General features: G+C 64.5%; 26 protein-coding genes. 12 read left to right on the top strand and 14 right to left on the bottom strand.

The genetic code is table 11. The annotated features are described in order from the left end of the window. Positions 1–48 precede the first annotated feature (48 nt). Entirely contained in the window at positions 49–672 is a 624-nt protein-coding gene (locus tag D8Y22_RS08600; RefSeq protein WP_141464298.1) for a methyltransferase domain-containing protein, read from the top strand. Between the two features lie 47 nt (positions 673–719). Here the strand turns inward: D8Y22_RS08600 and D8Y22_RS08595 are convergent, their stop codons facing one another. Then, complete coding sequence (locus D8Y22_RS08595; RefSeq protein ID WP_246084383.1) at positions 720–1,229, bottom strand: type IV pilin; 510 nt, start codon at positions 1,227–1,229, stop codon at positions 720–722. 187 nt (positions 1,230–1,416) lie between these two features. Continuing rightward, positions 1,417–2,637 (bottom strand): DUF7096 domain-containing protein, encoded by a 1,221-nt coding sequence (locus D8Y22_RS08590; RefSeq protein ID WP_141464297.1) that lies wholly within the window; start codon positions 2,635–2,637, stop codon positions 1,417–1,419. 154 nt (positions 2,638–2,791) lie between these two features. Here D8Y22_RS08590 and D8Y22_RS08585 point away from each other — a divergent pair, with 154 nt between their 5' ends. From D8Y22_RS08585 to D8Y22_RS08575, 3 genes are all read left to right on the top strand, one after another. Further along, positions 2,792–4,060, top strand: coding sequence for a helix-turn-helix transcriptional regulator (locus D8Y22_RS08585; protein WP_141464296.1), 1,269 nt, complete (start codon positions 2,792–2,794; stop codon positions 4,058–4,060). A gap of 120 nt (positions 4,061–4,180) precedes the next feature. Further along, positions 4,181–5,212, top strand: a complete 1,032-nt coding sequence (locus tag D8Y22_RS08580) for a zinc-dependent alcohol dehydrogenase (protein WP_141464295.1) — start codon at positions 4,181–4,183, stop codon at positions 5,210–5,212. Positions 5,213–5,240: 28 nt separating this feature from the next. Beyond that, positions 5,241–6,023, top strand: a complete 783-nt coding sequence (locus tag D8Y22_RS08575; RefSeq protein WP_141464294.1) for a CDP-alcohol phosphatidyltransferase family protein — start codon at positions 5,241–5,243, stop codon at positions 6,021–6,023. Positions 6,024–6,101: 78 nt separating this feature from the next. Here the strand turns inward: D8Y22_RS08575 and D8Y22_RS08570 are convergent, their stop codons facing one another. From D8Y22_RS08570 to D8Y22_RS08545, 6 genes are all read right to left on the bottom strand, one after another. After that, entirely contained in the window at positions 6,102–6,950 is an 849-nt protein-coding gene (locus D8Y22_RS08570) for a bile acid:sodium symporter family protein (protein WP_141464293.1), read from the bottom strand. A 23-nt stretch (positions 6,951–6,973) separates the two neighbouring features. Continuing rightward, entirely contained in the window at positions 6,974–7,501 is a 528-nt protein-coding gene (locus D8Y22_RS08565) for a GTP-dependent dephospho-CoA kinase family protein (RefSeq protein WP_246084391.1), read from the bottom strand. Between the two features lie 107 nt (positions 7,502–7,608). Then, complete coding sequence (spt4, locus tag D8Y22_RS08560; protein WP_141464292.1) at positions 7,609–7,806, bottom strand: transcription elongation factor subunit Spt4; 198 nt, start codon at positions 7,804–7,806, stop codon at positions 7,609–7,611. 2 nt (positions 7,807–7,808) lie between these two features. After that, positions 7,809–8,378, bottom strand: a complete 570-nt coding sequence (locus tag D8Y22_RS08555; protein WP_141464291.1) for a DNA-directed RNA polymerase — start codon at positions 8,376–8,378, stop codon at positions 7,809–7,811. Continuing rightward, positions 8,379–8,765 carry a PIN domain-containing protein gene (locus D8Y22_RS08550; protein WP_141464290.1) on the bottom strand — a complete coding sequence of 129 codons (387 nt, stop codon included), beginning with the start codon at positions 8,763–8,765 and terminating at the stop codon, positions 8,379–8,381. A gap of 12 nt (positions 8,766–8,777) precedes the next feature. Then, positions 8,778–10,007, bottom strand: a complete 1,230-nt coding sequence (locus D8Y22_RS08545; protein ID WP_141464289.1) for a translation initiation factor IF-2 subunit gamma — start codon at positions 10,005–10,007, stop codon at positions 8,778–8,780. A gap of 152 nt (positions 10,008–10,159) precedes the next feature. On the opposite strand from D8Y22_RS08545, the gene D8Y22_RS08540 reads away from it, so the two are divergent. Next, on the top strand, positions 10,160–11,218 hold the full coding sequence (locus D8Y22_RS08540) for a DUF5787 family protein (RefSeq protein ID WP_141464288.1): 1,059 nt from the start codon (positions 10,160–10,162) through the stop codon (positions 11,216–11,218). A gap of 56 nt (positions 11,219–11,274) precedes the next feature. Here D8Y22_RS08540 and D8Y22_RS08535 read toward each other — a convergent pair whose 3' ends face one another. From D8Y22_RS08535 to D8Y22_RS08525, 3 genes are all read right to left on the bottom strand, one after another. Continuing rightward, entirely contained in the window at positions 11,275–12,099 is an 825-nt protein-coding gene (locus D8Y22_RS08535; RefSeq protein WP_141464497.1) for an MBL fold metallo-hydrolase, read from the bottom strand. A 66-nt stretch (positions 12,100–12,165) separates the two neighbouring features. Then, complete coding sequence (locus D8Y22_RS08530; RefSeq protein WP_141464287.1) at positions 12,166–12,489, bottom strand: hypothetical protein; 324 nt, start codon at positions 12,487–12,489, stop codon at positions 12,166–12,168. A gap of 89 nt (positions 12,490–12,578) precedes the next feature. Continuing rightward, positions 12,579–13,856: a zinc ribbon domain-containing protein gene (locus tag D8Y22_RS08525; protein WP_141464286.1), complete on the bottom strand. Its 1,278-nt coding sequence runs from the start codon at positions 13,854–13,856 to the stop codon at positions 12,579–12,581. Between the two features lie 262 nt (positions 13,857–14,118). On the opposite strand from D8Y22_RS08525, the gene D8Y22_RS08520 reads away from it, so the two are divergent. Beyond that, complete coding sequence (locus D8Y22_RS08520) at positions 14,119–14,583, top strand: ArsR/SmtB family transcription factor (protein ID WP_141464285.1); 465 nt, start codon at positions 14,119–14,121, stop codon at positions 14,581–14,583. A gap of 98 nt (positions 14,584–14,681) precedes the next feature. Next, positions 14,682–15,497, top strand: coding sequence for a hypothetical protein (locus tag D8Y22_RS08515; RefSeq protein ID WP_141464284.1), 816 nt, complete (start codon positions 14,682–14,684; stop codon positions 15,495–15,497). Positions 15,498–15,560: 63 nt separating this feature from the next. Here D8Y22_RS08515 and D8Y22_RS08510 read toward each other — a convergent pair whose 3' ends face one another. Both D8Y22_RS08510 and D8Y22_RS08505 read right to left on the bottom strand, forming a co-directional pair. Further along, a complete protein-coding gene (locus tag D8Y22_RS08510) occupies positions 15,561–15,950 on the bottom strand; it encodes a twin-arginine translocation signal domain-containing protein (RefSeq protein ID WP_141464283.1) in 390 nt (129 codons plus the stop codon). Between the two features lie 134 nt (positions 15,951–16,084). Then, a complete protein-coding gene (locus D8Y22_RS08505) occupies positions 16,085–17,494 on the bottom strand; it encodes an ATP-binding protein (RefSeq protein ID WP_141464282.1) in 1,410 nt (469 codons plus the stop codon). A gap of 149 nt (positions 17,495–17,643) precedes the next feature. Here D8Y22_RS08505 and D8Y22_RS08500 point away from each other — a divergent pair, with 149 nt between their 5' ends. Beyond that, the gene (locus D8Y22_RS08500) at positions 17,644–18,012 is read left to right on the top strand and encodes a universal stress protein (protein WP_141464281.1); all 369 of its coding nucleotides are present in this window, start codon (positions 17,644–17,646) and stop codon (positions 18,010–18,012) included. A gap of 2 nt (positions 18,013–18,014) precedes the next feature. After that, a complete protein-coding gene (locus D8Y22_RS08495) occupies positions 18,015–18,584 on the top strand; it encodes a GNAT family N-acetyltransferase (RefSeq protein ID WP_141464280.1) in 570 nt (189 codons plus the stop codon). Between the two features lie 32 nt (positions 18,585–18,616). Here the strand turns inward: D8Y22_RS08495 and D8Y22_RS08490 are convergent, their stop codons facing one another. After that, positions 18,617–19,075 carry a universal stress protein gene (locus D8Y22_RS08490; RefSeq protein ID WP_141464279.1) on the bottom strand — a complete coding sequence of 153 codons (459 nt, stop codon included), beginning with the start codon at positions 19,073–19,075 and terminating at the stop codon, positions 18,617–18,619. A gap of 138 nt (positions 19,076–19,213) precedes the next feature. Between D8Y22_RS08490 and D8Y22_RS08485 the strand changes: the two genes are divergently transcribed. The 3 genes from D8Y22_RS08485 (at position 19,214) to D8Y22_RS08475 (ending at position 21,461) form a co-directional block, all read left to right on the top strand. Then, positions 19,214–19,672, top strand: coding sequence for a universal stress protein (locus D8Y22_RS08485; protein WP_141464278.1), 459 nt, complete (start codon positions 19,214–19,216; stop codon positions 19,670–19,672). 236 nt (positions 19,673–19,908) lie between these two features. After that, positions 19,909–21,069: a thiolase family protein gene (locus tag D8Y22_RS08480; protein WP_141464277.1), complete on the top strand. Its 1,161-nt coding sequence runs from the start codon at positions 19,909–19,911 to the stop codon at positions 21,067–21,069. Next, positions 21,069–21,461 carry a Zn-ribbon domain-containing OB-fold protein gene (locus tag D8Y22_RS08475; RefSeq protein ID WP_246084382.1) on the top strand — a complete coding sequence of 131 codons (393 nt, stop codon included), beginning with the start codon at positions 21,069–21,071 and terminating at the stop codon, positions 21,459–21,461. Before D8Y22_RS08480 ends, D8Y22_RS08475 begins: the two co-directional genes overlap by 1 nt. Positions 21,462–21,494: the final 33 nt, after the last annotated feature.

The raw sequence follows: 21,494 nt of genomic DNA, 5'->3' as shown, positions 1-21,494 counted from the left end.
GTGAACAGAACAGTAGACATATCTCCCTCGGGGGAAAACGCCGATCCAATGGGAATTCTCGAGAACAAGGCACGAGCCCGGCTGTTCTACAAGTACCTGTCGCAGGTCTACGACCAGGTCAATCCCTTTATTTGGACCGACGAGATGCGCGACGACGCCCTCTCGCTGCTCGAGTTCGACGAGAAGATGACCGTTCTCGATGTCGGCTGTGGCACCGGTTTTGCGACCGAGGGGCTGCTCGAACACGTCGAGGAAGTCCACGCCCTCGACCAGAGCCGCCACCAGCTCGAGCAGGCCTACGAAAAGTTCGGCAAACACGCGCCACCGGTTCACTTCCACCGCGGCGACGCCGAACGCCTTCCCTTCGCGACCGACACCTTCGACGTCGTCTGGTCGTCGGGCTCGATCGAGTACTGGCCGAATCCGATCCTCGCGCTCCGGGAGTTCCGTCGCGTGCTGAAACCCGGCGGGCAGGTACTCGTCGTCGGCCCGAACTATCCGGACAGCCTCCTCGCAGGGAAACTGGCCGATTCGATCATGCTCTTCTACGACGAGTACGAGGCCGACGCGATGTTCAAGCGCGCCGGCTTCGAGGACGTCAAACACGCTTTCATGGGGCCAGCCTACGATCCCGACGTTGCGATCACGACGATCGGTCGCGCCCCCGAGTAGGGTCGTCGTCGATCCGCACGCTGAACGACCCGCTACGGCAGTTCTCCTTACGTTGCCGTCGTCTCGAGGGCCGCGACCTGCTGCCCGTCGACGACCAGCCTGACCGACACCGTCTCGCCGGACTCGGGGGTCGGCTCGTTGGTCTCGGCGACGGTGACGGCCGCGCGCTCGCCGGCGTGCCAGACCGGCTCGGTCGCCTCGTTGAACGGTCCCGTCGGTGTCCCGTCGAAGCCGTCCGCGCCGACGAACGGCACCGGCGGCTGGTCCCGCAACGCCGTCCCCTCGACCGCGACGGTCACCGACAGTTCGGTGACATCGATCGAGTCGCCGGCCACGTGTTCGATCGCCACCGCACCCGTCTCGCCGTCGGCCTGCAGGTCGAACGCCGCGGTCGGCCCGCCCGCCTCGAGCGTCATCGTCGCAGCGCCCGCAGCGACGACGGCCGCCAGACAGACCGTGATCGCGAGCAGGACAAGTACGCCGACGATGGGACTGATCCCGCGGCTCGATCGGCAATTCCGTCGCCAAACCGGATAGCTACCCAGAGGGTCGGTCACAGAACGGTTGGCCGCCGGTTCGGATATAAAATCACGGCCAACCCGGAACGGATCGACGACGGGTACGAGAACGGAACCGCCCTCGAACCGGGCGTGATACGGATTACTATAACGATTTATCGGCGCACCCGCAACCCGGGCTGCGGGTGCGCCGGAAACGACGTACAGTAAACCGTATGAGTCGACGCTACAGATTCGAGACGTCGACCGTCGAGCCCTCGTCCTCGCCGGCCGGCGTGACGGTCAACTCGTAGCTGCTATCCGGCGGCACGTACCAAAGCCTGCCGTCTTCGTCGGTCTCGCCGACGACGTGCTCGCCGATCTCGATCGTCACTGATTCGACCGCACTCGAGCCGTCGGTGACGGTCAGTTCGACCGGGCCGTTAGCCGGCGTTTCACGACGTTCGAGCTCGAGACCGTCGACCTCGTGTGTCTCTTCGTGTACGATCGGGAGCGAAGTCGTCGATAGTTCTTGGATCTCTCGGTGGACAGCACCCGACCCACCGTCGATGAACATACGGACCGAAAAGTGGTTGTCCGAGAATTCAACGTCGTGGATCCGCCCGGCTTCCGTATAGGCGAGCGAGCCTTCACTCTCTGCCCAGGGGTACAACGATCCTGCGTACTCGGGCGCCGATCGCTCACTGAACTGATCAGGTGCGGTGGGGTCGTAGTTGTCGAATCGAGTCGTTTCGGAGACGTAGTTCGATCCATCGATCGTCGAGAGGCGATAGCCGTCCGCTGACGTCTGAATCAAAAACTGGAAACGGTCGGTGGTGCCGATATTCTGACTGGTTCCTGCAAGCTGTGATTGGATCGGAGAGCGATGAATCTCGAGCGAGCGCGTGTCTTCTCGCACCTGCGCGGAGGATAGCGAGTAGTTAGGCACTTCGTTCGCTCTCAGTTCGAGGTAATCGAGCACCGACAGGAGGGCCGTCGCCTCGTGATAATTCCGTAGCAGGGTCCGACGGAGTTCGTCGCCCGTCCGTTCGCCGTTTGCGTGTTCGCGAACGGCGGTTTGCTCGCGTTCGTAGAGGGTTTCGATCCGTTCGCCGAGTGCCGCGTGGGCCTCATCGAGTATCTCGGCTCGCTCCTCGTCGTCCGCCTCGGCAAAGTCGCGATCAATTCCGACGTACCGTTCGTGGTCGATTCGAAGCTCGTCGTCGCCGCCCGCAAGCGTCGCACCGAAATCGACACTGGATTCGGTGTACTCGTTCTGGACTGGATCAAGCAACTCGAGACGGTTCGTCGTGTTCTCGATGTCGGTCGGCGTCGCGTGATCCGTCTCTTGCAGAGAGGTGGCGGGCTCGCTATGCATCCCGTCCCCAACATCCGCCGCAACCAGCGTCGTTGCGGGCAACGAGAGGACGAGCAGCAACGCGAGGAGGGCAGGCGTCGCGTTGGTCATCGCCCTTCAGTAGAGTGTCCTGATATAAAAGATGGTCGCACCTATCCGATGGCAGGAGCGAATCAGGACGCTGCAGACGCTTCATCACCGTCGGTAACGTTTTATTTTCGGATGGAAAGTGTTTTTTCCCCCGGGAAACCACCGGTTGGTACGTATGCGGGTATCCACCGCTGTGACGCTCGCCCTGACAATCCTCCTCGTGGCGTCGCTGCTGGGTGTGGCTGGGATGGTGTCTGCGACGCCGCCCGACGCCGGTCCGGAGCCACAGATCAGCGACCAGCCGACGTCGACTGCGTCCGCCTCCACGGTCGACGCACACGCCACCCAGTCGTCGGACACCGCGACGGGTTCGCCCCTCGAGCCCGCCGACCCCGGGCAGATCATCCGGATCAACGTAAGCGAAACTGGCGATGCACACTGGTCCGTCGAGACACGGTTTCGCATCACGGACGACGAGGACGAAGCACTGTTTGACGAGTACGCGACCGATGTCGTCACCGGCGACCGCGACGTCGAGTACGATCGAGCGACGTTCGAGGCGATAGTCGACCTCGCGTCCCAATCGACCGACCGAGAGATGGCAGTCGAAAATGCCGGCTGGGACGATCCCGAAATCGTCGAGCCAGCCGAGGACGTCGAGTACGAAGACGATGTCCGGATCGGCGTCATCTCCTACTCGTTTACCTGGACGAACTTCGCGACCGTCGACGACCAGCGAATCCACGTGGGTGATGCGTTCGAACACCCCGATACCGGGGAGATGTGGCTGCCCACGCTGTACGACGATCAGCGCCTCGTCATCGAATCGCCGCCGAACTACGCCCTCGAGACCGCGACACAGCTCAGCTGGGACGGTCCCCACCAGTTCGAGTCCGGTGACCTCGAGATCGTCTTCGTCGACGCCGGCTCGTCGACGCCGACGTTTGCATCGTGGTGGCCGATCGCCGGTTTCCTCGGGCTCTTGATCGCCGTCGGTGCCTACGCTGGGTACCGAATCCTACAGGGAACGTCCGACTTCGAGCAACTCACAGCGCGGCTGCCGGAAGCGGTCGGTCCGACCGACAGTCAACCCAACACCGAAACCGATCCCGAGGCGGCCACCGACGCGAGCGGGTCACGCGCCGACCCAGCTCCCGACGACAGCGCGACCGATCAGACGGGAACCCGAATCGAATTCGACGAAGAGATCGACGACGATATCGATCCCGAACTGCTAAGCGACGAAGAACGAGTCCACCGCCTGCTCAAACAAAACGGCGGCCGAATGAAACAGGCCAACATCGTCACCGAAACCGGCTGGTCGAACGCTAAAGTCTCGCAACTGCTCTCTCAGATGGACGACGACGACGAGATCGAAAAGTTGCGGATCGGTCGCGAAAACCTCATTACGCTTCCGGAAGTCGATCCGACCGAGATCGACTAGTACCGTTCCACGCGCCTCGGCGGTAGAGCGCGCGTCGTTCTTGACTCGTCTGTTTCTGCGTGCGAGAATCGCCGTCGAATTAGTAATGGCGCCGGTCGTACAGCGACTCGAGCCGCGAGTATGAACGACGCCGCCCTCGCGTTTACGGCGCCACGGACGGTCGAGCGACGGCCGATCACCGTGTCGGAACCTGCAGCCGACGAGGTGCTCGTCGAGACGCGCGTCTCGGCGATCAGCGCCGGTACCGAACTGCTCGTCTACCGCGACCAGCTGCCGTCGGATCTCGCGGCCGACGAAACGCTCGAGGCGATCGAGGGCGACTTCTCGTTTCCGGTCGAGTACGGATATGCGGCTGTCGGCGAGATCCGCGCGGTCGGCAGCGACGTCGACGAGCACTGGTGGGGCGAGACCGTCTTCGGGTTCGTCCCACATCGAACGCGATTCTGTGCCCGACCGGAGTCGCTGGTCCGAGTGCCCCCGGCACTCACCGACGTCGATGCCGCGTTGCTCCCGACGCTCGAGACCGCGACGAATCTCGTCCTCGACGCCCAACCGCGACTCGGTGAACGCGTCGTCGTCTTCGGCGCCGGCGTCGTTGGTCTCTGTACGCTTCGATTGCTCGCCTCGTTTCCGCTCGAGTCGCTCGTCGTCGTGGAACCGCTCGAGCACCGCCGGGAGATCGCTCGCGAATTCGGAGCGGATCGAGCTGTCTCGCCAGCGGCACTCGCCGCCGAAACCAACGACGGGCATGCGGACGTGACCGACGACGCCATCGGCGACGCCGACCTCGCGATCGAACTCGCCGGCGACCCATCGGCGCTCGACGACGCGATCGGTGCCGTTGGCTACGACGCCCGCATCGTCGTCGGCTCCTGGTACGGCACCAAGCGAGCCCCGATCGATTTCGGCGGCCGCTTCCACCGGGACCGCATCGAACTCGTCTCCAGCCAGGTCAGCACCGTCGATCCGTCGCTGCGTGGCCGCTGGGATACCGATCGCCGACTCGAGACGGCACTCGAGTGGGTCGCTCGCCTCGAGACGGCGGCGCTCGTTACACATCGCATCCCGTTTCGAGATGCTGAAGACGCCTACGAACTGCTCGATTCGGGGCCGGAGTCGGCCCTGCAGGTATTGTTGACCTACGACGAGTGAGCCGCCGAGCACCGGACACAGATCACCAGTGACCGACGACACCACCGGTTTCGAGAATCGGCCGCGCTGGCGGTACCTGTCCCACCTCGCCGTCGGCAGCACGCTCCTCGTCGGGGTCGGAGTCGTCGCGCTCGCGGTCGTCTGGAGCGGCGGTCCGTCAACGGCGTTTCTCGTCGGGGTGGCGATCACGTTCGCACTCACGTTACTGGTCGTCGTCTGGGTGTGCAGCCAGTCGCCAGCCGGGGCGCTCAAGCGGTCGGTATCCGGCGCCACCTGGATCACGATCGCTCGAGCGAGCGGAGTGGCGATACTGGGGGGCTTTCTCGTCGGTGGCGTTCCAACGGCTGGCTCCGTCCGGCAGCTGGATGGCTGGCTACCGGGAATACTGTTCGCGCTCGTGGCCGTTCTCGACGCCGTCGACGGCCCGGTTGCGCGAGGGACCGACTCGGTGACGCGACTCGGCGGCCGACTCGACACGGAAATCGACGGGCTGACTGTCCTCGTTGGGACCGTCCTCGTCGTCGCGAACGGACTTGCGCCGCGTTTCTTTCTCGTCGCCGGACTGGCGCGGTACGCGTTCGTCGCCGCCGTCGCCGTGTGGCACGCTCGGGGTCGCACCGTCCTCGAACTCGACGAGAATCGGGTTCGCGGTGTGCTCGGTGCGCTCGTGTTGTGTGTTGTCTGGATCGCACTGCTTCCCGTTGCTGGGCCGTCCACCACCCGACTGCTCGCGACGATCGTCCTCCTGCCGTTCCTGGCAAATTTCCTGCGGGACTGGCTCGTCGTCACAGGGCGGTACCACCCGCAGTGAACTACCAGGGCGGGGCGGCGACGTGCAGCCGTTTTCGTCGAATCGCGTCGGTTCGCCCAGTGGCTACGAGGACCTCGTTCAGCAGAGAGTACGTCGGCGCCACACTGCAGCGAGGAGGACCGACGCGACCACGCCGATGAACGAAAACGCGAGGACCACCGTGAGCACGTTCGGGTCAGTAAAACTCGTCGTCGCGATGAACAGTGCGATCGCGGCGTTTCGAGCGGCAGTCGTCGTCGCGAGCACTTCCCTGGTGGTTCGAGTCGGTCCGCCCAGAACGTACCCACAGAGCAGCGAGACGGCGACGACGACGCTGGCGACGAACAGCGTCCCCGTGCCGACGAGCGCGATCATGTCCTCGAGATAGACGATCGACAGGAGCGCGAGCAGGAAGACGAACGTGGCGTCGGAGAGTCGCTGGGCCGGCGGAAACAGTCGGTCCGCGACGCCCGGCAGCCGGGAAACGAGCGCAAGACCGGCGACCAGCGGAACGAGCTGAATCACGAAGACCAGCTGTCCGATCGCGACCGGATCGACGGCGACCTCGCCGGGCAGGAACACGGCGAGAGAAAGTGGTATCGTCGCGACGGAGACGATACCGAGGATGGCCATCAGCCCGCTCGCGAAGGCGATGTCGCTGTCGGAAATTTCGGCGAGTTTCGGACCGAACGGGGCGCCAGGCGCGACGGCGAGCAAGAGGATGCCGACCGCGTACCCCGGTTCGACGGTCACGGCGCGGACGAGTAGGTACGCGACCATCGGGACGACCAACAGATTCACCAGCAACGATTTCGCCAGCAACCGTCGCCTCTTCAGTGGCGCCAGCAGCTGCTCGAGGGAGAGTTCGAGCCCCATCGCCAGCATCGTCGAGAGGACGAAAATCGTCGTCGTGACGTCGACGACCGTCTCGACCGGAATAGCGTCCATCAATCGGCGTACCGAAACGAGCGTTACTCGCCCTCGAGCAGCGACCAGAAGCGCTCGGTGTCGCCCTCGAAGCGCTCGAGGAGGGCACGCATCTCGGTGCGGTGGTCGTCGGTCACCTGGACGTGGACCATCCCCTCGTCGGGCTGGCCGTAGACGACGCTTGCACCCTCGGGTGCGGCGACGATCGCCGGCAAGGCGACGAGGTCCTCCTCGCCCTCGACGAGAATCGTCGTCGGCTCGTCGCGCGCTATGGCTTCGACCAGCGCCCTGATAACGTCTGCAGAGATCTCCGCGGGCGGGTTGACGGCCTCGAGATGGGTCTCGGCGGCGACGGTTTCGCGAATCTCGTCCTCGATGGCCGACCGTTTCGTCCGTTCGTCGACGAGTGCAACGTCGGGCGCGCGGCCCGCCTCGAGAATGTGGTAGGTGACGACATCGCCGACGGCGATCAGCGAGCCGTCGACGGTCTCGAGCAGCCGATCGGCGTCGGTTTCGATCGGTCCCATCGGCTCTTTGAGTTCGCTCCGGAGGGATTTCGGTAAAACGAGCAACTGATCGGTAGCCGCCGATTCGTCGTCGGAGTCGGTCGTCGTGTCCGATTCCGAGTTCCGCGGCTGTCCGCCATCTGGACGTAGCGTGGGACGATCGCGGGTCACGGTTACCGGACTTTCAGCGCGTACGCGCCGGGCTCGGTGACCTGCATCTCGGTTGCGATCTGGCTATCCTCGGGGTGGGCGATGACGACGTATCCCGCCCAGTCTTCGGTCAGCGACGAGGAATTACAGGCGTCGCAGGTTTCGTTGTCCGGATCGTTGACGCGGTGACACTCCCGGCAGACGAGACGGTCGGATGCCATTGTTATTCACCTGTCGTGGCTTCGCGTTTTTCGTGTTCTTCCGTGAGCCAGCCGTGTTTGCCAAGTCCCGGCTGTTTGGCCGTGAGCCCGATCTTCGAGTCGCGGGGGTTGCGCTCGTCGATGCTCTTGGTGACGATTCGTGCGCGGACGGCATCGTCGACGCCGAGCGTTCGATCGGACTCGTTCGAGGCGAGTTGCTGGTTCTCGGCGTCGAAGGCCAGATACTCGTCGGAGATCTGGGAGACGTGTAGCAAGCCGTCGACGGGACCGATGCCGACGAACGCACCGAACTCGACGACCTCGACGACGGTGCCGTCGACGACCTCCTGCATCTGTGGGTCGAACGTGACGGCGTCGAAATCGGCTTCGTAGTAGACGCCGGGCCGGTTCGGCAACACCGTCCCCTCGCCAATATCCCGTACGTTGGTGACCGAGACGACGCTCCCGACCTCCTCGTCCATGCGCCCCTCGAGTTTGTCCTGAAGCAGTCGCTTGACGAGCGTCGGCGAGACGTCGCCGAGTTCCTCCGGCGGTACCTCCACTGTATCTTTCAATCTAACCCGTTTGTACATCTATGGTTGAGTGATCGCTAACTTGTTTCTCCCGCGTAATGCAATTACCGGTCTGTTCGCCTCGCGCACCCGCTCGCCGAGCGGTCGATCGTTGGTGACGACGTACTCGACCGTTCCTTCGCGAGCGAGTTCGACCAGCGCGTCGTCGGCGTAGGATGCCTCGGTATCGACGACGAGACACCGCTCGGTTGCCAGATCGTGGCCGACGTTCGCGGCCGTTCCTTCCGTGCCACCTTTCTCCGCGAGCCGTCTGAGCTCTTCGAGGACCGACTGTGGTGTGATCGGCTTGAACGCGTCCAGTAGCCGCTCGAGTTCGTCGAACAGCCGCACGTCGAGTTCGACGGGCATCATCAACGCACTCGTATCGAGGGCGACTCGCGTAGCCATTGTCGTCGCGAACTATCCCTGGAGCGTGCCGAGACCGATCAGTCGCCAGCGAGCGCCGATACGGCGGTTGATGGCGATCGTCGCCCCGGGTTCGGCTGCGACCGGGCGCTTGAGGTTGACTTCGCACTCGCCTTCTCGCGCGCTGGTCACCGCGCCGACGGTCGTGGCCGTGCCGACGGTCATCATCAGCGGCTCGCCCGTACTGATCTCCTCGACTTCGCCGGCGTCGGTGCCGACGACGCGCTCTAAGAGATCGACATCCATCGTAAACGCTTCCCAGGTCGGTGGCAGCGAGCCTGGCGGACCGGCGATACGGCCAGCCAGCGCGTCGCCTTTCGTCAACGATGGATCGAGACCGGTCCCGACGCCGAGCAGTCCACCCGGCGTGACCGTGTCGGCGTCCTGACCGCCGGCTTGCAGCGATCGAATGGTCGTCTGGATCGGGACGTACTCCGTCTGACCGCCTTTCTCGACCTCCCGCCCGGGCCGGATCTCGATATCATCGTCGACCGCGAGTTCGCCCTGGATCAGACTGCCACCGAGGACGCCGCCGGTCAGGTTCGCAGCGGTCGTTCCGGGTTTGTTGATGTCGAAACTGCGGGCGACGTGGAGTCTGGCGTCGGCGTCGGGATCCCGATCCGGCGTGGGGATCTCGTCTTCGATCGCGTTCATCAGCAGGTCGATGTTGACCTCCTGACCGGCCGAGATCGGGACGACGGGCGCGCCTTCGGCGACGGTCCCCTCGACGAACGCCTGGATCTCGTCGTAGTTCTCTCGAGCCTGTTCGGAATCGACCAGGTCGACCTTGTTCTGAGCGATGACGATGTTGTCGATACCGATGATATCGAGTGCCATCAGGTGCTCTTCGGTCTGGGGCTGCGGGACGGGCTCGTTGGCGCTAATCACCAACACAGCGCCGTCCATCAGCGATGCACCAGACAGCATCGTCGCCATCAGGGTCTCGTGACCCGGCGCGTCGACGAACGAGACGGTCCGTAACGGCTCACTGCGCGAGCCGTCCGGACACTCCTCCTCGACCGTATAACACTCGGGTTCGTCCACGTCGGGACAGTGACGGAACGTCGCGTCGGCATAGCCCAGCCGAATGGAGATACCGCGTTTCATCTCCTCTGAGTGCTGGTCCGTCCACGATCCGCTCAACGCTTGCACCAGCGTCGTCTTGCCGTGGTCGACGTGACCGACGAGCCCGATGTTCACCTCCGGTTGTTGTTTATCTACCATAAGACGGGAGTAATCTTGGCTATAGGTTCCGCTGTGCGCTTTAAAAACCTACTGTTCTGGTAGCGATCGGCCGACGGAATCGGGGGCGCCCCCGGGGAGCCCTCGTCGGAGCGATCCGGGCGCTTTTGCCCGTCCCGAACCACTGGACGGTCGTGAGCGAGTTCGCGTTCGAACTCGAGCTGTGTGCCCACCTCGAGGCCCAGAGAGGTGTCTCCCGGATCGGCGACGACGCGACCAGTAGCGATCCCGAGCGGGCCGATATTCTGGCCCGACAACTCGGTGCGAGCGTCGCCGAGCCGGGCGGCCGGATTCTCGATATCGTCTGTGTCGAGCCCGGCCCCGAGTTCGACGATCGGACCGCGATCACGAGCGAGACAATCCCGGACGTGGCGATCGAATCCGCCGTGGGTCCCGGTCGAACGCGCTACTGGAAAGATACCTTCGACTGCCATCCCGACCAGGCCCGCCGGGCGACGGAGCGCGCCCTCGAGATCGGGTTTTTCGAGCGCGAACTGCGAAACGGTCGAGAGTACGTCCGGCAGGTCGCTCGCTACCCCGACTGGTACGACCGCATCGTCGCCATCGAGAACAAACCCGATCTCGGTCGACCGGGCGACCTCGAGGCGCAGTTGCGAACGGACGTCAGTCTCGGGGTGGTCGATGCGGTCGTGCTCGCGACGGAGAGCTACGTCACGCGCGCACATCTGAATCGCATCCCCGAAGCGGTCGGCGTCTGGCGCGTCCACCGCGAGGATGCGGCCTTGAACGACGGCGATCCGTCGTCGCTCGAGGTCGAGGTAATTCGAGAGCCGACGCCCCTACCGGTCGACGAGCCGGGCGTCGAGCCGCTCGCGTACGAACCCGGGCGAACCGACGTCGCGATCGTCGGTGCCGACGCGAAGGCTCGAGCCCGACGCCGACTCGCCGAGCGCGCCTACGGCAAGGGATGGCGTACCTACGGGCTCCCGGCCTGTGGGGCGTGTCAGCCCGACGCTATCGAGTCGAAAGGCGACACGGCGACGCTGCCGTACTGCGTCTGGGCGAACCGGCTGGTCGACGAGAGCGGCGAGTGCGGTCCCGACTGTCCGGGCTACGAGTCGGCCTCGGCACCCGAGGCGGCGCTCGAGGCCGAACGCGACCGAAACACGCCGTGGGTGGCCGAGCCACGCGGCAAGCGCCGCCGGCAGTCGGGGCTCGATCAGTTCGGGTGAGGCTGTGGCGGTGTCTGTGTGACACCCATATCGCGACAGCGGGGTGGTCTCTGCTGTTACATGACGTACTCTTCGCCGTCGACCGCGAGTGGGTCCTCGAAGGCTTCGTCTGCAGGATAGTAGTGGGCAACGTGGACCAGCCGCGTTCGCTCGGCGTTCAGTTCCGACGCGAGCGACAGTGCTCCTTCGCGGGTCATGTGTTTCGTCCCGAACGTTCGAGGAGTACCGTCGGCGTCCTCGTGACGGCCGCCGATGGGATGGTACTCACACAGATGTGCCGGGACGATGCCGTCGGCGAGCAAGAGGTCGGGATCGGCCAGCAGTTCCCGGGAGCGGTCGGGAACGCTGAAGTTCGTATCGCCGGTGATCGACAGCTTCGACCCCGTCTCGGGGTCTTCGACGACGACACCGTAACAGACCAGCGGCGGATGGTCGACCGGAACCAGCGTCACGTCGAACCCACAGATTCGAACCGGCTCCAGCGGCGGCGTCGGCTGCACGTCGATCGCATCGAGATAGTGGTAGTCCGACGCGACCGTCTCGGCGACGCTCTGGCCGGTCTCGGGATCGGTTTCGTCGGCCGCGTAGACCGACACCGAGTCGGTGAGTCGAAAGAGGTTGCCAAGGCCATCGAGGTGGTCGAAGTGGACGTGCGTGACGATGGCTGCGTCGGGCAACGAGACGCCTTCTCGGAGAAACTGATACCGAAAATCCGGACTAAAATCTATCAACAGCGACTCGTCAGTGCGTTCGTTCGCGACGTGGATCGAAAATCGGGTTCGCTCGACATCGCGCTCGCGGGCCGCCTCGCAGGTGTCACAGTCACAGCCGACCGTCGGCGTCCCGGTCGTATCACCAGTGCCGAGCAGCGTTACACGCATCGTCATCGCTCGCGCCACACCCCGACGGCGGTCGGTTTGGCCCCACGACCGAACGGCAGCGAATCGCTACACATACACCGTCCCGTCCGCGAACGCCTGCTCGACGAACGGATGGTCGTCGACGGCGTCGAACCGATCGGCTGGCAGTACGTTGACGGTGACGACGACGCCGTGATCGAGACCGACCTGCCGAGCGAGGTGTTCGAGTTCGCGCTCGCAGTCGGGGTCGTCCGTCTCGAGCACCAGCAAAACGTCCATCTCGGTCCGGAAGTGGTCGTCACCGACCGCGTCGCCGGCGACGACGAGATGACGGATCGACTCACCGTGGCTCGCCTGAGCCTGCGTCGCGAACGCGTCGGGGGCGGTCGTTCGTTGCGATCCATCGCTCATCGTCCCCTCATTGGGACCCGTTACATAAAGGGTGTTTCCCGTCGGGATCGGAGGTCGGAACCGAGGGCACCACCGGGACTCGGCAGCCGCTACCGCGTCTCCGTCGCGGCGTCCGAGGTGTTCGGGGCGTCGTCCGCCGGCGGCTCAGTCGCGGGTGTCTCGGTTACTGAAGGCTCGCTTGTAGAGTCATCGTCCTCGAGCAGCGAGTCGAGTTCCGCCTCGAGATGCTCCTCACCCCCGACGGTCGGACCGTCGGTAGCGACCGCCTCGAGGTCGTCGGTGGAGTCGACGAGTTCCGCCCGGGCACACGAGAGACAGTAGTGGTTGTACTCCATCGCGTGCGTTTTGACGGGGACGCCGGCGAGGACGGTCTCGTCACGCCGGCGTCTGACGAGCCCGCTCTCGACGGGACCGCCACAGACGACACACGACTCCGCACACTGCTCGTGGGGCTGGACGACCCGATGATCGACGGTTCGACGGCGGCCGAACGCGGTCAGGCCGTGTCTGCGCTCGAGTCGACGGTGGACCGCCGGCACGATGTAGAGTCCGCTGGCCGTGAGCGCGAGGCCGATCAACGAGAGGACAATCGTCCCCGCACTGAGGCCCGCGACCAGAAGCATGAGACCGATCAGCGCCATGAAGATCCCAAGCACGTACGACGAGGCCGTCACTAACTCACCGTCGTCGGTTTGTGTCGTCTCGGTTGGGGGCCTGCGATCGGCTGCAGTGTCTGCGGTCGGCTCGGGAGCAGGGTCGTCGACCGAGAGGTGACGCGTTCGTGCACACTCCGAGTAGTGATACCAGCCATAGAGGAGGTTCCCGAGTCCGCCCGTAAAGAGCAACAGGAGGACGTGAACCGGGATCGATCCGATATCCCGATCGACGAGGGTCACCCGATCGCCGTAATCGTGTTCGATCTCCCAGCCGTCGTGGAGGTGCCGTTGTACGCGACGACGAAAGGCCTCGTACGCGTCGCTGTCGGACGCTGCACCCGTAGGATCTGCCGAGTCGTCATCGCCGTTCGCCGCCCTGGCCGACTCGGTGGAATCGCCTCGAGACGACGACTCGGTGTGGTCGGGGCGGGGCGACGGTCCGGGAGACGACGAGCTCGAGCGCCGGTCGGAGGGGGACCGAGACGGCTGGGACGACCGCGTGGCGGGCTCGGTCCGAGCGGTTCCACAGTGCGTACAGAACTCGTCGTCGTGGTCGAACGGCTCACCGCAGGTCGAACAGTAGGCGGGCAGCGACGGCTCGTCTAACGGCGTGCCGCAGTGGGAACAGAAGTTGGCATCGACGGCCACGGCGGTACCGCAGCTGGAACAGTCTCGCGTCCCGGAGTCGGCTGCGTGTGGCGTGGAGGGCATCGGTCTCGGTTCGTGTCGGTAGTTCGCCACCGCGTTCACGGTGGTCGTTTCGCGTTGCCGGCGAGGCGTTTCGCTGCGTCTAGCGTCAGCGTGGACCGCCACACCCATTAAATTTTTGACGAGATTCGTGAACGTCGGGTCACCACCGATCGACGGCCAGTCGATCGACCGGTCGATAACCCAAAACCAATTTTGAGCCACGACAGTAGTTACGTATCACGACGGTGAACCGCCCACAACGAGATCCTTCCGCACTCGAGCCATGTCACGACTCCTTCCCACGACGACGAACGCCTCGACCGAACAGACGGGCCAGCCCTCGCTGCTGTGTATCGACGACGACCGAACGGACGACGTCCTCGCGACGCTGTCCTCGGAGACCGCTCGGACGGTGTTTCGAGAGTTGAACGAGCGACCCTCGACGGCAGCGGCACTCGCCGACCGCCTCGAGATGTCGATCCAGAGCGTCAGCTACCACCTCGAGAACCTTACCGAAACCGGACTCATCGAAGTCGCGGACACCTGTTACTCGGAGAAGGGCCGCGAGATGGACGTGTATACGGTCGCCGAGGAACCGACCGTGCTCTTTCTGGGCACCGAAGACGACCAGCCGGGGCTTAGAGTGGCGTTCAAGAACCTCGCGGTCGCGGTCGGCCCGGTCTCGGTGCTGATCGCGCTCTGGGAGACCGTGGTCCGCTACGTCGGTTCGGATGTCGGCAGCGCGTAGTGTCACCGACTCTCGAGGATGGCTCCCGACGCCTGATTCTCGGACCAACATATAGTCATAGCTACACTTATGTGCGTCGGTGCGTGCATCTCAAGTGAATGGTCTACCAGTTCAAACGCCGCGAAGAGACGGAGGGCTGTGCCTGTCTGGAGTGTCGCAACGTCGCGACGGGCACAACCAGGCGTCGTCTCGGCGATATCCTCCTGTGGGCGGTCGGTTTTTTGCGTACGCATCCGTCGGTCGTTGCCGTCTTTTTGCTGTTGGCTGGGGCCCAGTTCGTCGGTCATCTCGCCCCGATGGCCGTCGAACTCGCTATGTTACCCGTCATCTTCGTCGGCGGCATGTTCGCCCGCGGATATACGGCGATGCTCGCGGCCGACTCGCTCTCGAACGAGACCCACACTCGAGGAGCCGTCGCGAAATACACGCTCAGGCGACTGCCAGCCGTGTTCGCGATCTTCGCCCTGAGCGGTCTCGTGACGATCGGACTGATGATGGGGATCGTCGCCCTCGCCCTGTTCGTTCTCATCGTCGACACGGGGTGGTACGTCGTCCTCGGTATCAGTGCACTGCTGGCGACTTTCGTGCTCATGATCGTCGTGCTCGTCAAATTCGTTCTCGCGGCTGAGGCGGCCGTTATCGGGGGTTACGGCCCCATTGCGTCGCTCCGGGTGAGCTGGGGGATCATCTCTTTCCGTCGCCGGACGACGATCGTGCTGATCGGTCTCGTGGTCGGTCTGCTGTTCGGAGTCGTCGTCTCACAACTCAGCATCGCGACCGCACCCTACCCGATCATCGGTAACGAAACGGTGCGCGACATCGCCTTCGGGCTGAGCAACGCTACGTTCTTCCTCTCGTCGGCCGTCACCACGCTCGTGTTCGCACACGTCTACGTTCGTGGCGTCCTCGAGTGACCAACCACCAACACGCTCGAAGCCTCGAGTGATCGCGCCACACTCGAAAGCCAGGAGAGACGGCTACAACTGTTCGATAACTTCCGTATTCCCGTTTTCCGTGACCGCGACGATGGTACTTTCGTCACAGTCCTCGATCGTCTCGCCGGCCGCCGTCGCCGCGAGCTCGTGATCCTCGATCTCCGCGAGCGGATCGTCGCCCTCGATCGGTCCGCACTTGATCCCCTCCGTGTTCGAATTCAGCGACATGACCGTGATCGTTCCGTCGTCTATCTCGAGGTCGGCACCCGGTGGACGCTCGAGGTCACCGGTGACATCTTCGACCGCGTCCTCGGCGTCTTCCTCGAGTTGCTCGCTGGTCTCCTCGACGAGGTCGACCTGGTCCATACAGCCGGCGACCGACACCGCGCCGGCCACGCTTGCCATCCCACGGAGTACGTTGCGTCGATTCATTCCCAAATCCGTCCCAGCGGCCCCACCGACTCGCTGTCGGACGGCCGCTACATCGACGTTGGCAGTATCGACGAAAGAAGATTGTGGCCCCTGCGTCGGCGGGCGAATCCAGGCCGCCGGTGGGTCCAGAGCCGTCAGTGATCGTGGTCGTGATCGTGATCGTGATCGTGGTCGTGCCCACCGTCGCTGGCCGCATCGAGGTCGCCGCCGGCGACCAGCGCGTCGTGATCGCCGCCCATCATATCCATGTTCTTCAGCGTGTCGCGTTCTTCGAACTCCTCGACGGCGTTTAACAGGTCCTCCTGATTCAGCGTGGTACGGTCCTCGGTCAGGGCCTCGAGGACGGCTTCGCGAAGCACCATCCGGAGGTCACTGCCGGTCAGTCCCTCGGTGACCTCGGCGATGAGCTGTGGGTCGAACTCCTCGATGTCCATCGTGCGGGTGATGACGTCGAGGATGTCTGCACGCATCCCGCGGTCGGGTTTCGGGAAGTTGATGATCTCGTCGAAACGCCGCCAGGCGGCGTCGTCGAGCTGATCCGGGTGGTTCGTCGCGCCGATCAGGAGCACGTCGTCCTCGATGAGCGAGATGTTGTCGATGCTCTTGAGCAGGGTGTTGACCGCGCGTTTCAGGGCGGCGTGCTCGTCGCTACGGCGGGTCTTCGCGACGAAGTCGAACTCGTCGATAAAGAGGATACACGGCGAGAGCCGCTTGGCGACCTCGAAGGTCTTGTCGACGTTTTTGGCCGTCTCGCCGAGGTACTGGCTCGTGATCATCGAGAGCTTGACCTCGACGAACGGCAGGTCCATGTCCTGGGCCAGCGCCTGTGCCGTCGAAGTCTTGCCCGTCCCCGGCGGCCCGACGAACAGCAGTTTGCCGATCTCGCGCAGGCCGATATCCGCGAGGTAGTCCCGGTGTTCGATCGCCTTGGCGATCTTGTCGAGTTCGTTCTCCTGGTCGTCGGTCAGAACGAGGTCGTCGAGCGACATGTCGACTTCTTCGGGTGCCCGGACCTCGACGAGGTCGAGCATTTCCTCGTCTTCCTCTTCGTCGAAGTACTCCTCTAAGAGGCCGTCGATCCAGACGCGGTCGGCCTGAACGGGACGGTTCTGTTCGCGGGCGGCCTCGTGGGTGACGTCGACATCCGGGTGATCCTCGTAGTACTTCGCGAGCGTCGGATTCTCGCAGAGGCGATCGTCGTCGGCGCGTTCGGCGTACCACTCGAAGGCCATGTCTTCCTGGGCCAGCGTGATCGTCCCCGAGAACTCGTCGCGCTCGGTGAACATCAGTTCGGCGACGGCCTCCCAGGGCTGGCTGACATCAGTCGCCTCCCGCGCGGTTCGAGTTGTCGCCGAAAGCGGTCGACTAATACCGGCGTGTCGGCCCGTCTCCCCGCCGCTATCGCTCTCACCGCCGTCGGAGCCGCTGGTCCAGAAGACCTGACGGACCGCCGGCGGCAGATCGTTCTCGTCTAACGTCCTGTCGTCGGAGTACACCCTCGTCGTGAGCAAAAACTCGACGACATCGAGCGCCGCATCACTCATTCGGTCATCGTACTCACTACACGTTCTTAACGCCGTCGTCACGCACAGGGTATGGTACACACTCTCGAGCCCAAAGCAGGGCCGAACCCCGGTGGCAAGCACCGTCATCCGGCGCAACGATTTTCGTCCACCGGCACACACGGATTCGTATGAACGTCTTAGTTGGCCTAGGCGGGAGCGACGAATCGATCAAAACGCTCCGCCAGACCATCGATCGGACCGAGGCCGTCGGCGACGACCTGACAGTCGCCGTCCTCGAGAAGCCCGAGTCCAAGCGGTCACAAGAAGAGATGCAGGAGGAAGCCGCCGAGTTGCTCACAGCGGCCGACGTCGACGCCGACGTTATCACACTCGAGGGCGATCCGGGCAGCTCGCTGGTCAACTACGCCGAGCAAGGCGAGTTCGATCAGCTGGTTATCGGCGGTGGTACCCTGAGTCCGATGGGCAAGATTCAGCTCGGCCCGATCACCGAGTTCGTCCTGTTGAACGCGCCGACGACCGTCAAGTTGGTGCGATAACGATGTCCGGAACGCGACCGTATCCCGACGAGCCGTCGGGACCGTTTCCGTCGCCGACGACGACCCTCGAGGACCGTGACGGCCGACAGATCGACATCGTCGCACTCGACTCCTTCGCCGACGAGTCGCTCGAGGACGTCGTCGAGATGTACGTCCAGTTCGATCCGGAAGACCGCGCCCAGGGGATTCCGCCGACGGGTGAACAGCGCATTCGCGACTGGCTCGAGGCTATCGCGGAAAATACCGTCAACGTGGTCGCGCGCCACGACGGCGACGTGGTCGGCCACGCGATGCTCGTCCCCGACACAGGCGATCCGGCCGCGATCGACGACCCGGGCGACATCGAGTGGGAACTGGCGATCTTCGTCCTCCAGGCCTACCAACGCGCCGGGATCGGCACGGAACTGCTCGAGGGACTGCTGGGCCACGCGATCGATGTCGGCATCGAGCGCGTCTGGCTAACCGTCGAGCGCTGGAACAATCCGGCGATCGCCCTCTACGAACGGGTCGGCTTCGAAGCGACCGGTACCGAGAGCTTCGAGCAGGAGATGGCGATCTTCCTCGGCGAGTGATCACGACGAGCGTCTATACGAGAGGACCGCGCTTACACGGATAGGACCGGTTGACTCGCGTACGCGAGGACGTATTCGGCCGCCGCCTCGAGGACGTCTGTGGAGCTGTCGGTGACCGGTTCTCGCGGCAAGACGATGAAGTCGGCGTCGATGAGGTCTGCCGTGTCGAGCACGACGTTGCCGGGATGGCGCGTCTTTCGCATCTCGGAAAAGCCGTCGTCGACCGAGGTCGACATCGCGACGCCCTCCGCGGCGGCGATGCGTCTGACGTCGGTGAAGAACTCCTGAGTGTTCGTTGCGACGGCGTCCTCGTCGACCGTACCCGAATTCATGCCGTGTACGACGCCCCGACCGAGCACGAACAACGCGTGTACCGAAGCGTCGTACCGATCGGCGACGGCGACGGCGTACTCGAGTGCGGTCGCGGATTCGTCGCTACCGTCGACCGGCGCGAGCACGGTGTCGACAGCAAACGGCTCGCTATCGTCCATACCCGGGACTCTGTCGCCCACTATAAAAAAGCCACCCACCGACCCAGCCTCTGTACAGCTCGGCTGGATCACCCCACAGCGACAGCGACAACGATAGCATCGCGGGTATTTAAGCGCCTACGGCAGCAACGGACGCGTATGTTCGATACCGTCGTCGTTGCCACCGACGGCTCCGACAGCGTCTCACGGGCCGTCGACGTCGCACTCGATCTCGCCGCGCGCTTCGATGCCGAGGTACACGCGCTCTCGGTCGTCGACGCGAGCGAGGTCGACGCCTCCCCGGAGCAGCTTCGCTCGGAGCTCGAGACGGCCCTCGAGACGACAGCCGACGCCGCGCTCGCGACCGTCGAAGAGCGAACCGACACCGAGATTACGACCGCCGTCCGTGACGGTCGGCCCGCCGTCGAAATCTGTGAGTACGTCCGCGAGGTCGACGGCGACCTGATCGCGACCGGCACCCGCGGTCGCCACGGCGAGAACCGCCTCCTGCTCGGAAGCGTCGCCGAACGCGTCGTTCGAACCTCGCCGGTTCCGGTGCTGACCGTCCGGCAACTCGAGACGGGTGGCGACGACGCCGAGCTGGCCGCCAGCGGGTAACGAGCCACCGACGACCACGAGTAGCGGCTGGGCCGAAAGAGCCACCGAAAACCACGAGTAGCGGCCGGGCCGAAAGAGCCATCGACGACCGAGACAGCCCCGGCAACGACAGCCGTTTTGCTCGCCTCTTTTGCTGCTCGATCCATGCTGATAGATACCATGAACCGGATTCGACTGCGACTCTCCCGACGCCAGCCGGCTGACCGATCTGGCGATTCCCGACGAGGGGTGGTAGCGTGACCGACGCACGTGTTACAGGCCTCGCAACGCTGCCTAACGGGACCTACGACGTCCCGGAACGAGATCTCGCCGGCGAGGTCCTTCTCGAGGCGATCGACGACGCCGGCTGCACGCTGTCGGACGTCGACGGACTCTACATGCCGAAGCCGCGCCCGTGGACCGATCAGGGATTTTTTACGACGCTGCTCGAGCACCAGTTCGGACTCGAGCTCGCCGAGAGCGTCGAGACCTACACCGGCGGGACCTCCGGCGGGCACGCGTTCCAGCACGCCGTCGGCGACGTCCGCGACGGCTCGGTCGAGCGCGCGGTCGTCCTCGCGGTCGAACGGAACTCCACTATCGAGACCGACGACTACCTCGAGTACATCCTCTCGATCTTCGACCGGGAGTTCCAGTCGCCCGCCGGGCCGACGATTCCGGGCGTCTACGCGATGAGCCTCCAGCGCTACCGCTACGAGTACGACGTCGACCGCGAGGACATCGCGAGCGTCGTCGTCAAAAACCGGGAAAACGCCGCCGCCAATCCCGACGCGCTGTTCGACGACCCCGTGACCGAAACCGACGTCCTCGAGTCGCGAGTGGTCGCCGATCCGTTACGCCTCTATGAGTGTCCGGCGCCCTGTGACGGTGCGGCCGCGATCGTCATTACGCGCGGCGATGTCGCGGACGATCACGATGGGACCGGCGACGGCGTTCGCGTCGGCGGCACCGGTGCACACCATCCCTCGAGTCACCTGCTTGGAGTTCGGGGCCGCTCGCTGGCCGCGTTTCCGGCCATCGCGGGAGCTGCCGAGCGGGCGCTCGGCGATGCCGACCTCGGGGTCGCGGAGCTGGATGTCCTCGAGCCCTACACCCCCTTCCCGCACACGGAAGCGATGCTCACCGAGGAACTCGGACTGTTCGAGCACGGCGAGGGCGCAGCGGCCTGTGCGCGCGGGCAGACGGCCACAGATGGGGCGATTCCGGTCAGCCCCTCCGGCGGTTGTATCGGCCGTGGCCACCCACCGATGGTCACGCCGCTTTTGAACTACGCCGCCGCGGTTCGCCAGATTCGGGGCGAGTCGCCCGTCGTCGACGACGTTGGGACTGTCCTGACGACCAGCGAGCACGGTCACATCGACGGCGTCACCGCCACCGTCTTCGGAGGGGATGCCTGATGGAGGCCGCCTCCGATCCGTTCTGGGACGCGCTCGAGGACGACCGATTCCTGCTGCCGTCCTGCGAGGACTGCGGAGAGGCGTTCTTCCCGCCGAGTCGCGCCTGCCCGCACTGTCACGCGACCGACATCGAGTGGCTCGAGAGCGAAGGGGTCGGCACGCTCTACGCGTTCACCCGCCAGCATCGAACCGCTCCGGGGGTCCCCTCGCCGAACGTCCTCGGCATCGTCGAACTCGAGGACGGACCCCGGCTGCTCGCCCAGTTTGCGAGCGAGTACGACGACCTCGAGATCGGCGCAACCGTGACACTGCAGACACGCGAGTACGCGGGCACCGTCGATCGCGGACGACTCGAGGGACGCCCGTTCTTCGAGGCGCGACTCCGAGACTGATACCGATTACTGTAACGATTTTCCGGCGCACCC

This window comes from Salinadaptatus halalkaliphilus (assembly GCF_006543045.1).
In the GTDB taxonomy this organism is placed as follows: Archaea; Halobacteriota; Halobacteria; order Halobacteriales; family Natrialbaceae; genus Salinadaptatus; species Salinadaptatus halalkaliphilus.
The sequence above is the reverse complement of the archived record's forward strand: the minus strand, read 5'-3'. Positions and strand labels throughout refer to the sequence as shown.

Excerpts from the sequence above, each read along its gene's own strand:
- D8Y22_RS08600 (WP_141464298.1), top strand. The coding sequence starts at position 49 with ATGGGAATTCTCGAGAACAAGGCACGAGCCCGGCTGTTCTACAAGTAC.
- D8Y22_RS08590 (WP_141464297.1), bottom strand. The coding sequence starts at position 2,637 with ATGACCAACGCGACGCCTGCCCTCCTCGCGTTGCTGCTCGTCCTCTCG.
- D8Y22_RS08585 (WP_141464296.1), top strand. The coding sequence starts at position 2,792 with ATGCGGGTATCCACCGCTGTGACGCTCGCCCTGACAATCCTCCTCGTG.
- D8Y22_RS08580 (WP_141464295.1), top strand. The coding sequence starts at position 4,181 with ATGAACGACGCCGCCCTCGCGTTTACGGCGCCACGGACGGTCGAGCGA.
- D8Y22_RS08570 (WP_141464293.1), bottom strand. The coding sequence starts at position 6,950 with ATGGACGCTATTCCGGTCGAGACGGTCGTCGACGTCACGACGACGATT.
- spt4 (WP_141464292.1), bottom strand. The coding sequence starts at position 7,806 with ATGGCATCCGACCGTCTCGTCTGCCGGGAGTGTCACCGCGTCAACGAT.
- D8Y22_RS08555 (WP_141464291.1), bottom strand. The coding sequence starts at position 8,378 with ATGTACAAACGGGTTAGATTGAAAGATACAGTGGAGGTACCGCCGGAG.
- D8Y22_RS08550 (WP_141464290.1), bottom strand. The coding sequence starts at position 8,765 with ATGGCTACGCGAGTCGCCCTCGATACGAGTGCGTTGATGATGCCCGTC.
- D8Y22_RS08545 (WP_141464289.1), bottom strand. The coding sequence starts at position 10,007 with ATGGTAGATAAACAACAACCGGAGGTGAACATCGGGCTCGTCGGTCAC.
- D8Y22_RS08535 (WP_141464497.1), bottom strand. The coding sequence starts at position 12,099 with ATGCGTGTAACGCTGCTCGGCACTGGTGATACGACCGGGACGCCGACG.
- D8Y22_RS08530 (WP_141464287.1), bottom strand. The coding sequence starts at position 12,489 with ATGAGCGATGGATCGCAACGAACGACCGCCCCCGACGCGTTCGCGACG.
- D8Y22_RS08525 (WP_141464286.1), bottom strand. The coding sequence starts at position 13,856 with ATGCCCTCCACGCCACACGCAGCCGACTCCGGGACGCGAGACTGTTCC.
- D8Y22_RS08520 (WP_141464285.1), top strand. The coding sequence starts at position 14,119 with ATGTCACGACTCCTTCCCACGACGACGAACGCCTCGACCGAACAGACG.
- D8Y22_RS08515 (WP_141464284.1), top strand. The coding sequence starts at position 14,682 with ATGGTCTACCAGTTCAAACGCCGCGAAGAGACGGAGGGCTGTGCCTGT.
- D8Y22_RS08510 (WP_141464283.1), bottom strand. The coding sequence starts at position 15,950 with ATGAATCGACGCAACGTACTCCGTGGGATGGCAAGCGTGGCCGGCGCG.
- D8Y22_RS08505 (WP_141464282.1), bottom strand. The coding sequence starts at position 17,494 with ATGAGTGATGCGGCGCTCGATGTCGTCGAGTTTTTGCTCACGACGAGG.
- D8Y22_RS08500 (WP_141464281.1), top strand. The coding sequence starts at position 17,644 with ATGAACGTCTTAGTTGGCCTAGGCGGGAGCGACGAATCGATCAAAACG.
- D8Y22_RS08495 (WP_141464280.1), top strand. The coding sequence starts at position 18,015 with ATGTCCGGAACGCGACCGTATCCCGACGAGCCGTCGGGACCGTTTCCG.
- D8Y22_RS08490 (WP_141464279.1), bottom strand. The coding sequence starts at position 19,075 with ATGGACGATAGCGAGCCGTTTGCTGTCGACACCGTGCTCGCGCCGGTC.
- D8Y22_RS08485 (WP_141464278.1), top strand. The coding sequence starts at position 19,214 with ATGTTCGATACCGTCGTCGTTGCCACCGACGGCTCCGACAGCGTCTCA.
- D8Y22_RS08475 (WP_246084382.1), top strand. The coding sequence starts at position 21,069 with ATGGAGGCCGCCTCCGATCCGTTCTGGGACGCGCTCGAGGACGACCGA.